Genomic DNA, 13,725 nt, shown 5'->3' with positions numbered 1-13,725 from the left:
CTCCGTCGAAAGACTCAAGTGTGGTTGTTGGTCGTCAGGAGGCGAAGAGGCGGGCGGTCCAGGCGGCGTGCTGCTCTGCGGTGATGTCCAGCAGGGGTGAGGAGGCCGACGGCAGGGCGTCGAGGCCCTCGGTCATGGCGCGGGCTGCGGCGTCGGCCGCGGCTTGGGCGACGTCGTCGGTCTCGGGGCCGAGGCGGGCCAGCAGCCCGGAGGCGTCGAGCGGGTCGAGGCTCAGCAGGCGCACCGCCGCTGTGGCCGGGCCGCCGACGTTCTCATAAGCGGCGGCGTAGGCGGCGTCCAGCGGGGTGAGCCCGGCGGCGCGGGCGGCGAGGCCCAGGACGACGGGTTGGTGGGCGCCCTGGGGACGTGCAGCGGCCAGGCGTTCGAGTGCGTCGGAGGGGAAGGTGGCGCGGGCCGCGCGCATCATCTGCCGGCCGAGCCTGCGGGCGACGGCGCGCAGTGCGGGGGCGGGGGTGCGTGCGTCGGCGGCGACGTCGAGCAGCAGCGGGTCGTATCCGCCAGCGGCTGCGGCGGCGAGTCCTGCCGTGGTCAGGCCGGTGGTGTGCAGACGCCCGCGGCAGAACGCCTCCAGGCCGGGGGTGTCGTGGACGGCTTGGTGGGCGACGGCGGCCTCGACGCCGCCGGAGTGGGCGTGCCCGCCAGCGGGGAAGCGGCCGTCGGCCAGGAGGAGCAGGGCTGCGCGGCTCATGGGGGAGCGGCTGCCTTTCGCAGGTCGGATGGTGATGCGGTGGCCCGGGCGGGCACATCAAGTCCCCCCGGGGCCCAGGCGGCCATTCAGAAGAGGAAGTACCGCTGTGCCAGAGGGACTTCGGTGACGTAAGAGCGCGGCACGGTGGCACCGTTGAGTTCGGTGCGGGCGTCGCTCGTGGTCGCGCCGCCGATGGTGACCTCGAAGCTGTTGTGGTCGACTTCGAGGCTGTCAGGCACCGTGTCGTTCAGCTTCATGTGCTTCTTCTCGACGCTCCGGGTGCTCTCGATCGCTTCGAACTTCTTGCCGAGGCCGAGACCGTCGTACGTGTTGTTCGAGTCGGTCCCGCCGTTCAGCCGGAGCGCCACCTGCTCGTCGGCCACGAAGTTCACCGAGTTCTTCCCCGGGGAGCGGCTGGTGGAGCCCCAGACCGGGCGCGGCAGGTAGGGCTGCGGCGTTGTGATCGACGCGTTGGCGTCGCCGACCTGCGCGTAGGCGAGCTGGCCGCCCTTGAGGAGCATGTGCGGTTTGACGCCGAAGAACTTCGGCTCCCACACCACCAGGTCGGCGAGCTTCCCGGTCTCCACGGAACCGACGTATTTGGCGATGCCGTGGGTGATCGCCGGGTTGATCGTGTACTTGGCAACGTACCGGCGCGCGCGGAAGTTGTCGTTCGGCTGCAGCTGCTGGTCGTTGAAGGGGTGGTCCGTGTCGTCGGTGATCGTGCGGACCTTCGCGGCTTCGAGGTCCTCCTTCAGCGCCCCGTAGCGGCACTTCATGCCGTGCGCGGTCTGCCAGGTACGCATGACCATTTCGCCGATGCGGCCCATAGCCTGGGCGTCGGAGGACATCATCGAGATGGCGCCCATGTCGTGGAGGAGGTCCTCTGCGGCCATGGTGGACGGCCGGATCCGGGAGTCGGCGAAGGCCATATCTGCCGGAATCTCCGGGTTGAGGTGATGGCACACGATCATCATGTCGACGTGCTCCTTGACGGTGTTGACCGTCAGCGGACGCGTCGGGTTGGTCGAGGCCGGCAGGACGTTCGGGTCCTTGACCAGCTCGATCATGTCGGGCGCGTGACCGCCGCCGGCACCCTCGACATGAAAGATGTGGATGGAGCGCGCCTTCTTCGCCGTGAACTTCCCATCTGCGTCCCTGGCGGCGCCTGTGAAGGCTGCCCGCGTGCTCTCCAGGAACCCCGACTCGTTCAGTGAGTCGGCGTGCAGCGCGAGCTGGACGCCGCGCTCTTCGCAGACGTCCAGGGCCCGGTCGATCACTGCGGGCGTGGCGCCCCAGTCCTCGTGGACCTTGAAGCCGCAGGCACCGGCATCCACCTGTGCGTTGAGTTCGTGCTTGTTCATCGTGCTGCCTTTGCCGAGCAGGCCGATGTTGACAGGGAACTCATCCAGCGCCTCGAAGAGCCGCCTGATGTGCCACGCGCCCGGTGTCACGGTGGTGGCCGTACTGCCCTCGGCCGGTCCCGTCCCGCCGCCGATGAGGGTGGTCACGCCAGAGGCCAGGGCCTCGTGGATCTCCTCGGGGCAGATGAAGTGAACGTGGGTGTCCACGCCACCGGCGGTGAGGATCCGCCCGTTGCCGGAGATGACCTCGGTGCTCGGCCCGACCACGAAACTCTCCGGCGTCACCGGAACCGGCACCGCATTGCCGACAGTCGTACGGTTCGGCATCTCGAACCTGTTGCTCGGAATCGGATCCATCGTCTCGGGGTTGTACGCCTTGCCGATGGCCGCGATCCTGCCGTCACGGATGCCGATGTCGGCCTTGACCACGCCCCACCAGTCGAGGATCAGCGCGCCTGTGATGACGGTGTCCACGGGCCTGTGGGCCGTGGCGTCGCCTTTGCTGTTCCGCCCGTCCCTGGCGAGGTGCGACATCCCCATCGACTCGCGGATCACCTTGCCGCCACCGAAGATCATCTCATTGCCGCTGTACGAAGGGCCGCCGCTCCAATCGGCCTCGATCTCCAACGTGAGGTCGGTGTCGGCGAGCCGGACCCTATCCCGCGTGGTCGGCCCGTACAACGCGGTGTAATCCGCCCGCGTCAGCTCATTGCTCGGCTTCAGCCGGCCCTTGCCAGGCTTCGGCGCCTGGCCACGGCCTTGTCCCTGCGGATTACTCATCGGATGATCCCTTCGCGCAGCCCCTGGATCTTGGTGAGGTCGCTGGTGTTGCTGCCGCCGGCCGTGACATCACCCTGGATCTGCACCAGTTCCACGCAGCACTCGTCGCCCGGTTCGAAACGTACGGACGTGCCCGCGGCGATGTTGAGCCGCCGGCCCCTCGCCGCGTCGCAGTTCCAGAGGCTGCGGTCTTGGGGGACTGTCTGCCCGGCGGGAACCTCGACGCTGACGACCTTCAGCCCCGGGTTGACCTCGGCGAAGTGATAGTGGGAGCCGACCTGAATGGGACGGTCCGACTCGTTCCTCACCTTGATCTTCGTCTTGCCCGGCCCCGGCAAGGTGGTGGCGTCCGTCTGCAGGTTGACGCCCTGCGTGTCCCCGTCGAGGTGCACGTTGAAGCAGATCGCGTCGTACCGGGAGACTGTGTCGTCGTCCTCGTCGCAGCTGACGGACGAGTTGCCGCTGTCGTCGCAGTCGACCGAGGAGCCTGGCTTGCGGGGCGGCTGAGGGTGCTCGACCTTGCCCGGGTAGACCTCGGGTTCCTCCGTGGCCTCCGGGATGGGGTCATGGATCGTGACCAGCTTCGTGCCGTCCGGGAAGGTCGCCTCCACCTGGACGTTCTTGATCATCTCCGGGACGCCGTCCATCATGTCGTCACGTGTGAGCACCCGTCGGCCCGAGTCCATGATGTCGCTGACCGTCTTCCCGTCGCGCGCCGCCTCGAAGACGTGAACGGTCAGCAGGGCCATCGCCTCGGGGTAGTTCAAACGCAGCCCCCGGTCGCGACGCTTTCCTGCCACGTCGGCCGCCACGTGGATCAGCAAGCGCTCCTGCTCATGCGGAGTCAAATGCACGATGACTCGTCTCTGTTGTTCGGATTGTGCGTGCGACCGGGCATGCCAAGGTCACGGACAACGCTTTCCGGATGGCGACGGGCGCCCTTCGAGCATCGGCGGGGAAGATCGGCGAGACGGCCAAATGGCGGGTGATCCACACCATCTGATGAAACTGTGGAGTACCCGGTTTCACCCTGCTGGGCAGGACAAGCGGCCTGGAGATCGGTCTCTACGGCCTTCCTCTCACGCGCCTTGGCGACTGGCGGTGACAGGACTGCCGGAGGCCGTGGTCGGCTTGGGCTGGTCGGACTGGGTGCTACCCCAGGCGTTTGGTGCGATCTTTCGGTTTGGGGGCAGTGGTGTGAGAGGCAGTGGGCCTGGGTGTGTTGTGGCTGGTCGGGGGTTGTTTTAGGGGTGGGGCACTGTCATGGATGTGAGAGATCGGTGGGGGATTGCTGTTGTGGGCTGTTATCGCGGCAGGTGTGACGCTGTCTCAGTTTCGTGGGTTCTGATCCACCGGCTGGCGGGTGGTTGGTGTGATCGTGGGGTGGATCAGGAAGCACGGGATTCGGGCTCTGCAGGAGGGGGCAACGGTTCGGCTGCTGCATTGGCTGTGTCGGTGCGGGCGTTGCGGGGGCCGGCGGTACGCCGCCTGCTGGCCTTGCGTCGGGAGGGGAAGCTCACTACACGGCATGTGAGGGTGGCGGCGGATGCTTTGGGTGTGCGGGAGCGGGCGGTGTGGCGGTGGCTGGCGGCCGCCGAACAGGACGAGGCTGCGGCTGCGGCGCCGGGGGAGCGGGCCCGGTATCACGGGCGGTTCACGGTCACTGCGGAGGTTCGGGCTCTGCTCGGGCTGTGGAAGGGGAACGTCGCTGCTGTCCATCGTGAGTTGACCGCCCGCGCGGCCAGGGGCGAGGGCGGTCTGCCGCCGTCCATTGCGACGCTGCACCGCGCGATCCGGCGTGATCTGACGCCGGGGGAGCGGGCGGGGCTTGCCGGTGGTGAGCGTGAGGCCCGGAAGTACGACGTGTTCTTGTCGCGCCCTCGGGGATGGCGGAACCAGGTCTGGGAGGCCGATCACGTCCAGGCCCCGGTCCTGGTGGACGACGCCTCCTCGCCCAACTCGCGGCACTCGGCCACGACGTCACCATCACGCTCCACCAGTCGCTTGACCTGGGCTAACGCGGGAGCCCGCAGGTGATTTTCAAGAGAGCCCCCCGGCCGATGGCGTGCTGAGTGAGATCACCACACCAACGACGAGGGGCTTCGCCATGTCACCCCACCTGACACGTAAATACATGCAGGTCAGGGCGTTTTCGGGCAGGGGTGGTGACCGGGCGGTGGTGATGCGAGGGCCGTCCGGTGTCTGGGTGGACGGAGTTTCAGGCCGCGCTGTTCATCGGGTCGAGGGTGACCCGGTAGCCGAGCTGGTTGAGCTGGCCGACTGCTTTGCGGGCGGCGCGTTCGGGGTCGCGCTGGGTGAAGTAGGTGCCGCCGAGTTCGTGGTAGGGCCGTTGGTCGGTGAGCATGTGCCAGATCGCGGTGATGATCGAGTGTTCGATGGCGACCAGGGCCTTCATCGGGCCCCGGCGGGCGGTCAGGCGTCGGTAGCGGGCCTGGAGATAGGTGTCTTTGGTTCTCACCGCACCGAACGCGGCCAGGCCCAGGGCGCCTTTGAGATGCGGGTTTCCGGGCCGGACCTTGGTGGTCTTGCTCCGGCCGGCGGAGGAGTGATGGCCGGGGCAGACGCCGGCCCAGGAGGCGAGATGCTTGTCACTGGCGAAGCGGCTCATGTCGCCGCCGGTCTCGGCGACGATCACTTCGGCGGTGGTTTGGTTGACACCCGGGATGGTGTCCAGGAGTTCCAGGACGGGCCGAAAGGGAGACATCGCCTCCGCGATCCTCGTGTTCAGCGTGTCGAGCGCGGTCGTGAGGTGGTCGTAGTGGTCGAGGTGGACGCGGGCCAGGAAGCCGTGGTGTTCGCGAAAACGCCCGGTCAATGCCTCGGTGAGCTCGGGAATCTTGTTGCGGAGGCGACGCTTGGCCAGGTCGGCGAGCGCGTGCGGGTCGTCCTGACCGGCGATCAGAGCCTCCAGCATCGCCCTGCCGGAGACACCCATGATGTCGGCGGCGACCGCGGAGAGTTTGATCCCGGAGTCTTCCAGCATCTTCTCCAGCCGCTGGACGATCTGTCCGCGGGTGCGGGTGAGTTGAGTGCGCATCCGGGTCAGATCCCGCAGTTCGCGGATCGGCTGCGGCGGCACGAACGAAGCCCGCACCAGGCCGTGCGCCCCGAGTTGGGCCAGCCAGGCCGAGTCCGAGACATCAGTCTTGCGGCCGGGCAGGTTCTTGACCTCCCGCGCGTTGACCAGCATCACATTCAAGTCCTCGGAGAGCAGGAAGTAGAAGGGCTTCCAGTAGTCCGACGTCGCTTCCATCACTACCAGCGTCACGCCTGCCGCCACCAGATGATCACGCAGTTCAAGGACCGAGTTGGTGGTCGCACCCCAGGTAGTGATCTCACTGGTGAACGTTCCCCGGCGTTTGCCACCCGGCGTCCGCACGCAGACCTTGGCGTCCTTCTTGCTGATATCCATCCCCGCGCACCGCTCGTGCAGCACATCCATGGTCCCGTTCCCCTTCCGGCCGAGCAGACAGTCCACAGGAACTGCCCGCTCCGGGAGGGCCAGGGCAAATCAGGAATCTGACACCCGTGCTCACAGCAACACTCCACGGTTCCCGTGGACGGCCCTCAGCACCATGCTGACCAACGAGCTGCACAGCATCACAGAGGAGTCGGTTTCGACCGGAACGACCAGCCCACGATCATGCTCGCGGCCATCGCACCAACCCGGCAGAGCGCGCGAGAAGCACCCGCAGCACACCACACCATTTACCACGCCCCCGGCGCGCACCGAAGGTGCGCTGGGTTGCTGACCAGCCCATTTCATCCCCACGGCACAGGATGAAAGAGGTTCACTGTCAGTTGTCGCCAGTGCCTTGCCGCGGCGGGGTGTTCCTATCGTTTTCAGGACTCGTTAGCAGCCAACGATCGTCGCGCGAGCGCAGGTGAAGTAGGTAATAGAGGATGGCTGCCGTCATGAGACCCAGGGGCCACAATAGGTTCGCGGCGGTCTGCGTCTTGATCACGTATCCGAGGGCGACAAGGGCCAGCAAGGGTGGAAGCGGCCAGAGCGGCATACGGTAAGGGCTGCGGTCAGTGCGGTGGCGTAGCCGTCCGACTAGCGCTGCCAAGGCAACCAAGATATAGGCGAAAGTAGCGCTTGCACCAATGAACTGGATCAGGCCGCTTTGCGGGACAAAGAGGAATCCGAGCGCCACAATTGTGCTGGCGATATTCGCTGTGATCGGTGTCGCGTACTTCGGGTGCAGCCGGACCATGCCTCGCCTAACCGGATCAGGCCAAGCCCGGTCACGTGCCGTACCGTACAGCAGGCGACTCAGGAGGATGAGCACACCAACAAGCAAATTGAAAGCTGCCAGCGCTACTCCGATACTGACCATGTCATGAAACCATGGATCAGATACGGAGGAGAGAAAGTAGGTAATGGGAGATTCCGACTGGCCGAGTTCCACCAGAGATGGGGCCCCGACGACGATTGCCGTTACAGGAATTGCTTCGGCAATCACGGTGATAGCGAACGACAGCAAGATGGCCCACGCCACATTGCGGCTCGAACCCCTGGTTTCCTCGGAAAGGTAGGCAGGGGTTTCATAGCCGCCGTAGGCGAATAGGGCAACTGCAGTGAAAGTGAGGATGACATTGAAGGACGTACCGCTCAGTGCCCCGTCCGGGGCGATTACCTGAGGGTGTGTCAGCACGCTTGACAGCGGCCGGTGAACGTGGACGAATCCGAGAATCGAGAGGCTTGCCAGCAATGCAATCTCTAGGATCAGGAATGCTCCAGTAACAAAGACATTTACTTTGATTGTACACATTGAGATCAAGGACGCTAGAATGATTAGTGCCGCAGAAGTGAAACGTGAGCCTGCTCCTGAAATGACGGCATCGAGGTAGCTGGCCGCACCCTGCGCCAAAATGGCAGGAATTACAAATTGGAGTACAGCGAGAGCAAGCATCGCAAATCCCGCCGCTGGACCCATGGCGCGTCCGACGAGGACATACGGGCCTCCAGCGGAGGGGAAGGCCGCAGCCAGTTCTGCGTAGCAAAAAGCCAGACAGATACCAACAAGTGCAGCTGCGAGGAAGCACCACACCGATCCAGAACCTGCCCCCGTGACCACTACTGATGCAACCACGAAAACAGCAATCGCAGGGCTAATAACGGACAGCGTGATAGCTGTAGCCCCTCCTACGCCAATTGTCCGAGTAAGCCGCTGCGGCTCTTTAGGCATACCGTTACGTTGTCGCAAGAAATCCTCCAACCGATTCTCGAGGCGCGGAGAGAAAGGCCGTTCCAGACCACGCCGACGTCACGTCTGGAGTAAAGTTAGCGGAATACGTGAGCTCCAGCTCAGCAACACGCAGAGTGCGATCTCTCGGTTTCGAGACAGTGGTGTGAGTGGACGTTAACCTCGATCATTCATGAGTCCCCGTCAGCTTGCTGACGGGGACTTTGTGTCTGTGCGGTGGGGTGTTTTCGGGGCTGGGGCAGGCGGAGGGCCCGGCTCTCGCGTCGGGTGGGCGCCGGGTTCCACTTCGCCGGTGCGGTGGTGGGGGTTGTCGGGATGGTGGAAGTGGCTGGTCAGCCGGGGTTCGGGAGGATGTGGAGCCTGGCGATCGCGTGAGTGATGGCCTCGGTCCAGGGCCATCGGGCCGTGAAGCGGAGCCAGTGGCGGCGGCCGGTGTTCACCATCTGCGCGGCCCTCTCTGTCAGCCTTTGGTGAGACGCCCCGCTTCGGTGGGTTTGCCTGAGAGGGCACGACAGGAGAACCACCCCCTCATGACCAGCACCAAGCCCGCCGGATCCGCCCCGGCCCCAGGGCTGATGTGTTCTCAGCTGGCGAGATGAGCTGATCGCCTGTGTACGGGCCGCTGCGTGCGGTTCGCCCGGTTCGGTAACGAGAGACGCGACCCCTGATGATCAAGGTTGGCGAAGCCTTTGATCACGAACAGGGGTCGCGTTCGGGTGCCATCTTTCCTGATCGGTGTCCTGCAGCGCCACTGCGAGGACATCGACTCTGCCTGCCCGGATCCGCAGCAGTTCACCTCCCTGGCCGACGTGCTGGGGCGGATACCCGATCCCCGCCGGGTCCGGGGCCGCCGCTACCGCCTGGGCTCCCTGCTTGGGCTGTGCCTGGTCGCCGTCCTCGGCGGAGCCACGTCCCTGGCCGCGATCGCCCGCTTCGCCGCCGATACCGACTACGGCCTGCGCGAACAACTCGGGCTGACCTCCAGCACGACGAACGCCTCCACACCGGGACGCCTCCCCGGCCCTGAACGGCGACGCCCAGGACGACGCCGTGGGCGCCCGGCTCGCCCGGTACGCCACCGACCCGGTCGACGAAGACGGCGACACCCTGGCCGGCCTGGCCGTCGACGGCCAGGCCGTGCGCGGATCCCGCGCCGACGGCACGGCCGTCCACCTGCTCGCCGCCGCGTTCCACGCCTGCCAGACCGTGATCGCCCAGCGCCGGATCACCGCGAAGAGCAACGACATACCCGCCCTCGCCCCACTGCTGGACCGGATCGACCTGCGCGGCGTCGTCGTCACCGCCGATGCGATGCACACTCAGCGCGCCCACGCCGAGCACGCCATGGCCGCCGGCGGCCACTACGTCCTGGTGGTCAACGGAAACCAGAAGAAGCTCCGCAAGCAGCTGCAGCGCCTGCCCTGGAAGCAGAATCCCCTGCAGGCCCGCACCACCGGTACCGGGCACGGCCGCCGCAAGGTCCGCCGCCTGAAGGTCTGCACCGTCCGTCCAGGCCTGCTCCTCCCGCACGCCGTCCAGGCCATGGAGGTCAAGCGCCGCCGCACCCACCGCAAGACCGGCAAGGCCGAAACGAAGACCGTCCACGCCATCACCAGCCTCCCGCCCGAACAGGCCAGCCCGACACAACTCGCCGAACTCATCCAGAATCACTGGTCAGTTGAGGCCCTGCACCACGGCAGAGACGTGACGTTCGGCGAGGACGCCTCGCGCATACGCACCGGCTCCGCACCCCGCGCCATGGCCACCCTGCGCAACCTGGCCATCGGACTCATACGCCAAGCAGGCTGGACCAACATCGCCACCGCAGCCGATCACTACCGGTCACGCCCCAGCACGCAACAGCCATGCCCCGACTCACAGCCTGAGAACGCATCGCCCCTGTGCCTCCCCTCGTACCGTGGAGCCCGTGATTGCAGAGGAAGCTGAGGTTCATGGGGTCCAAGCAACAGCCGTACAACGCTGAGTTCCGCGAGGGTGCTGTACGCATTGTGATCGAGACCGGGAAGCCGATTCCTGAGGTCGCCGAGGAACTCGGGGTCCACCCCGGGACGCTGCACAGCTGGGTCTCGCGTTGGCGACGCAACGGTTCGCCGTCTTCTGACCGGCGGGTACCGGCGGCTGAGGGGAGTGGCCGGCTGCGCGAGAGTGAGCGTGCCGAGCTGGAACGGCTGCGCGGGGAGATGAGCGAGAAGAACAAGCGCATCCGCGAGCTGGAGATGGAGCGTGATGTCTTCAAGCGATGCATGGCCCTCTGGGTGAAATGACCGAGCGGGCGCCGGCCGAGCTGGCCGCGTTCATCGGTTCCCAGAGGGCCGAACACAAGATCCCGCACCGTCTCACCTGCCGCATCCTGGGGGTGTCGGAGTCCTGGTTCTATAAATGGCGGGACAAGCCGGCCACCACCCGTGAGAGTCGGCGGCAGCGGCTGGCCGACGAGATCGAGCGGATCTTCGAGGGCTCGGGTGGCACCTACGGCTCCCCGAAAATCTGGATCACGCTCGTGCGCGCGGGCTGGAAGGTCTCGGTGAACACCGTCGCGAAGGTCATGGCCGAGCTCGGTCTGGCCGGACGGAGGATCCGCCGGCGCCGTGGCCTGACCCGGCCCGGCAGGCGGGCGGCGGCCCCGGACTTCGTGCGCCGCGACTTCACCGCCGACGCAGCGGACCAGGTGTGGTGCGGCGACATGACCGAGATCGTCACCGGCGAGGGCAAGCTCTACCTCGCCACCGTGATCGACCTGTACTCGCGTCGTCTGCTCGGCTACGCGATGGGCGAGCGCCACGACGCCGAACTCGTCGTCGCCTCCCTGAACATGGCTGCCGCCACCCGCGGCGGCGACGTGAAGGGCGTGATCTTTCACAGTGATCGCGGCAGCGAGTACGTCTCCCGCCGCTTCAAGCGGGCCTGCCGGAAACTCGGCGTGGTCCAGTCCATGGGACGCGTCGGTTCATGTTTCGACAATGCCGTCAGCGAGGCGTTCAACAGCGTGCTCAAGGTCGAGTACGTCCACCGGCGCACCTTCGCCACCCGCACCGCGGCCCGGCTGAAGATCGCCACCTGGATCACCGGCTTCTACAACACCTACCGACTACACAGCGTGTGCGGGTACCGCAGCCCGATCGACTACGAACAAGACCACCGGCCCAACTCCGACCTGGAGCTGGCCGCATAGAAGATCTCCACACTTCGAGGGGATTGACACCCCTGGACGATCGGGTAGTTCGCCTTCTCCGCGTGGATGAACCGGTACAACTCGCTCACCGGTCGTTGTCCTTCACGAAGAAGGCGGTCGCTTTTTTCAGGATCTCGATCGTCTGCTGCTGTTCGCGAACTTCCTTGCGTAGCCGCTTGAGTTCCTCGCGCTCGGCGCTGGTCAGCTCGCCGGACCCGTCCTCGCCCCGGTCCGCCTTGGCCTTGCGGTACCAGCCGCGCAGAGACTCGGAGCCGATGCCGAGTTCCCGGGCAACGGCGGTGACCGTCTTGCCCGAGGAGTCGACGAGCGCGATCGCGTCCCGCTGGAACTCCTCGGTGTACCGCTTCGTGTACTTGTTTCCCACCTGGTGCTACTTCCTCTGGAACCTCAGGTCCCAGTCTCCAGGTGTCCACGATCAAGGGGAAGCTTCACTGGGGTGCGTGATGCTGGGCAAGGTCGCCTGTCTCCTGATCGCCTCGGGAATCGGTGGCCAGCCGCCGGGGCGGGGAGGTCAAGACTGTGACGGTGCCTGTCGCGAAGGCCCCTAACGGGACACGTCCCCTGCCCGGCGGCAGCAGGTACCACTCCGAGCAGGCGGCCGACAGATCAACACCAAGGCACAAGGCCAGTCACGTTGCGGGTCAGGCCACCGCCCGAAGCGGCACCCCACCATCCTCACAGTCACGTTGTCGGGGGCGTGATCGTTTAAGGACAGGGGAAGGTAGGCAGCGGCGGTTGCTCAGGCCGTGGCAGGTCGACTCCGTTGCTGAATTGCCTGCGGCGGTCTGGGGCTGTCCGGCATGATCGTTGGTGCGGTCGTTCTGTCTGTCCCGGCCGCAGGGGGTCGGTGCGGTGTCCATGCGGCCTGGAGGTCTGCCGCCCATTCCGGAACAGACGGTGCGTACGGCCCGTGCCGCCTTTCCCAGGGGCTACTAGCTGCTGTGGAGTCCATCAGTGAATCTCGGCCTTCGTCAGGTTCTCTTGATCGTTGGGGTTGCTGGTGTCGGGTTGTCAGCGGGGGCAGGTACGGTTCTTGGGGTGATCACGACGCATGCCTACCGGTTTGCGCTGGACCCGACGCCGCGTCAGGCCGGTGCGATGTTCCGGCATGCCGGTGCGGCTCGTGTCGCCTACAACTGGGGTCTGGCCGTGGTGAAGGCGAACTTGTCCCAGCGTGAGGCGGAACGCTCCTACGGCATTGCCGAGGCGGAGTTGACGCCTACGGTGTCGTGGTCGATGTACTGGCTGCGCAAGGCGTGGAATCAGGCAAAGGACGCCGTTGCCCCCTGGTGGGCGGCGTGCTCGAAGGAGGCGTACGCCACCGGTCTTGACCGGCTCGCGTCTGCGTTGAAGAACTGGGCCGATTCCAAGCGGGGCAGGCGCAGGGGCCCGCGGATGGGTTTCCCGCGCTTCAAGCCGAAGCGGAAGGCCACGCCTTCGGTCAGGTTCACCACGGGTGTGATCCGGCTGGACGGGCGTATGCATGTGGTGCTGCCCGTGCTGGGGCGGATCAGGACACACGAGTCCACATGCAAGCTCGGCCGCCTCATCGAGGCGGGGAGCGCGCGGATCAAGTCCGCGACCGTCGGGCAGGAGGCCGAACGCTGGTTCGTCTCCTTCATCGTGGAAGTCCAGCGCGCGGAGCGTACGCCCACCCGGCCGGATGCGGTGATCGGCGTCGATCTCGGGGTGAAGACCCTCGCGGTGTTCTCCGACGGGCGCCCGGCCACCGAGAACCCGAAGCACCTGGCCGAAGCACAGCGGAAGCTGGGCCGCCTGTCCCGTACGGTCTCCCGCCGCCAAGGGCCCGACCGGCGCACCGGACAGCAGCCCTCGAACCGGTGGAAGCGCGCCGACGCCCAGCGCAACCGCGTGCACCACCGCGTCACCGCGCTGCGCCGGGACGGCATACACAAGCTCACCACCTCCCTGGCCGGGGAGTACGGCACCGTGGTGGTGGAAGACCTCAACGTCGCCGGCATGGTGAAGAACCGGAAGCCGGCCCGCTCGATCGCGGATACCGGGTTCGGTGAGATCCGCCGGCAACTCGCCTACAAGACCGCCTGGAACAGCGGACGGCTCGAAGTCGCCGGCCGCTGGTTCCCCAGCTCGAAAACGTGCAGTGCCTGCGGCAACGTGAAACCCAAGCTGCCGCTGCGGGTACGCACCTACATCTGCGAAGACTGCGGATTGGTCCTGGACCGGGATGAGAATGCCGCACTCAACCTCGCCGCACTCGTGAAGCGGCACGTCGCCGGGAGTGGCCCGGAGACAGTAAACGGACGTGGAGCCGACCGTAAGACCCCGCCTGGCGGGGCAGGTGGCCATGAAGCGTCTACCCCGCACCGGGCGACCCCTGCCCGGGTAAGACGGGGACCTTCGTCCAGCAATGGGCGAATCACTGCGATTCACTGAGAATCCAGCGAA

The 13,725-nt window shown here is 66.2% G+C and carries 11 protein-coding genes and 2 pseudogenes; 6 read left to right on the top strand and 7 right to left on the bottom strand.

Annotated elements, in window-relative coordinates; translation table 11 throughout:
* Positions 1-34: 34 nt before the first annotated feature.
* From OG331_RS00445 to OG331_RS00430, 4 genes and pseudogenes are all read right to left on the bottom strand, one after another.
* Positions 35-709 carry an urease accessory protein UreF gene (locus OG331_RS00445; RefSeq protein WP_266592331.1) on the bottom strand — a complete coding sequence of 225 codons (675 nt, stop codon included), beginning with the start codon at positions 707-709 and terminating at the stop codon, positions 35-37.
* A gap of 86 nt (positions 710-795) precedes the next feature.
* Entirely contained in the window at positions 796-2,853 is a 2,058-nt protein-coding gene (locus tag OG331_RS00440) for an urease subunit alpha (protein ID WP_406190431.1), read from the bottom strand.
* Positions 2,850-3,245 carry an urease subunit beta gene (locus tag OG331_RS00435; RefSeq protein WP_406209542.1) on the bottom strand — a complete coding sequence of 132 codons (396 nt, stop codon included), beginning with the start codon at positions 3,243-3,245 and terminating at the stop codon, positions 2,850-2,852. The genes OG331_RS00440 and OG331_RS00435 overlap by 4 nt, the downstream gene beginning before the upstream one ends.
* Before the next feature lie 165 nt (positions 3,246-3,410).
* Positions 3,411-3,707: pseudogene (locus OG331_RS00430) on the bottom strand (urease subunit gamma); the annotation flags it as partial.
* 703 nt (positions 3,708-4,410) lie between these two features.
* Between OG331_RS00430 and OG331_RS00425 the strand changes: the two are divergent.
* On the top strand, positions 4,411-4,890 hold the full coding sequence (locus tag OG331_RS00425) for a hypothetical protein (RefSeq protein ID WP_406190428.1): 480 nt from the start codon (positions 4,411-4,413) through the stop codon (positions 4,888-4,890).
* 181 nt (positions 4,891-5,071) lie between these two features.
* Here OG331_RS00425 and OG331_RS00420 read toward each other — a convergent pair whose 3' ends face one another.
* Together OG331_RS00420 and OG331_RS00415 are read right to left on the bottom strand one after the other, a co-directional pair.
* Positions 5,072-6,316, bottom strand: a complete 1,245-nt coding sequence (locus tag OG331_RS00420; RefSeq protein WP_406190426.1) for an IS110 family transposase — start codon at positions 6,314-6,316, stop codon at positions 5,072-5,074.
* Positions 6,317-6,671: 355 nt separating this feature from the next.
* The gene (locus OG331_RS00415) at positions 6,672-8,066 is read right to left on the bottom strand and encodes an APC family permease (RefSeq protein WP_406190423.1); all 1,395 of its coding nucleotides are present in this window, start codon (positions 8,064-8,066) and stop codon (positions 6,672-6,674) included.
* Between the two features lie 734 nt (positions 8,067-8,800).
* Between OG331_RS00415 and OG331_RS00410 the strand changes: the two are divergent.
* The 4 genes and pseudogenes from OG331_RS00410 to OG331_RS00395 all read left to right on the top strand — a co-directional run.
* Positions 8,801-9,010 (top strand): annotated as a pseudogene (locus tag OG331_RS00410) (transposase family protein); the annotation flags it as partial.
* Between the two features lie 124 nt (positions 9,011-9,134).
* Positions 9,135-10,031 (top strand): ISAs1 family transposase, encoded by an 897-nt coding sequence (locus tag OG331_RS00405; RefSeq protein WP_406190421.1) that lies wholly within the window; start codon positions 9,135-9,137, stop codon positions 10,029-10,031.
* A 5-nt stretch (positions 10,032-10,036) separates the two neighbouring features.
* Positions 10,037-10,369, top strand: coding sequence for a transposase (locus OG331_RS00400; protein WP_406190418.1), 333 nt, complete (start codon positions 10,037-10,039; stop codon positions 10,367-10,369).
* The gene (locus tag OG331_RS00395; RefSeq protein ID WP_406190415.1) at positions 10,366-11,277 is read left to right on the top strand and encodes an IS3 family transposase; all 912 of its coding nucleotides are present in this window, start codon (positions 10,366-10,368) and stop codon (positions 11,275-11,277) included. The genes OG331_RS00400 and OG331_RS00395 overlap by 4 nt, the downstream gene beginning before the upstream one ends.
* An 85-nt stretch (positions 11,278-11,362) precedes the next feature.
* Here the strand turns inward: OG331_RS00395 and OG331_RS00390 are convergent, their stop codons facing one another.
* Entirely contained in the window at positions 11,363-11,662 is a 300-nt protein-coding gene (locus OG331_RS00390) for a transposase (RefSeq protein WP_406190412.1), read from the bottom strand.
* 674 nt (positions 11,663-12,336) lie between these two features.
* Here OG331_RS00390 and tnpB point away from each other — a divergent pair.
* The gene (gene tnpB, locus OG331_RS00385; RefSeq protein WP_406190409.1) at positions 12,337-13,713 is read left to right on the top strand and encodes an IS607 family element RNA-guided endonuclease TnpB; all 1,377 of its coding nucleotides are present in this window, start codon (positions 12,337-12,339) and stop codon (positions 13,711-13,713) included.
* The last annotated feature ends 12 nt before the right edge of the window (positions 13,714-13,725 follow it).

Source organism: Streptomyces sp. NBC_01017, from assembly GCF_045162795.1.
Lineage (GTDB): Bacteria > Actinomycetota > Actinomycetes > Streptomycetales > Streptomycetaceae > Streptomyces > Streptomyces machairae.
This window is presented reverse-complemented; position numbering and strand designations above follow the sequence as displayed.

What these genes read in the sequence shown, in the direction of transcription:
- OG331_RS00445 (WP_266592331.1), bottom strand. Translation starts at nt 709, where the DNA reads ATGAGCCGCGCAGCCCTGCTCCTCCTGGCCGACGGCCGCTTCCCCGCT.
- OG331_RS00420 (WP_406190426.1), bottom strand. Translation starts at nt 6,316, where the DNA reads ATGGATGTGCTGCACGAGCGGTGCGCGGGGATGGATATCAGCAAGAAG.
- OG331_RS00440 (WP_406190431.1), bottom strand. Translation starts at nt 2,853, where the DNA reads ATGAGTAATCCGCAGGGACAAGGCCGTGGCCAGGCGCCGAAGCCTGGC.
- OG331_RS00400 (WP_406190418.1), top strand. Translation starts at nt 10,037, where the DNA reads ATGGGGTCCAAGCAACAGCCGTACAACGCTGAGTTCCGCGAGGGTGCT.
- OG331_RS00415 (WP_406190423.1), bottom strand. Translation starts at nt 8,066, where the DNA reads ATGCCTAAAGAGCCGCAGCGGCTTACTCGGACAATTGGCGTAGGAGGG.
- OG331_RS00395 (WP_406190415.1), top strand. Translation starts at nt 10,366, where the DNA reads ATGACCGAGCGGGCGCCGGCCGAGCTGGCCGCGTTCATCGGTTCCCAG.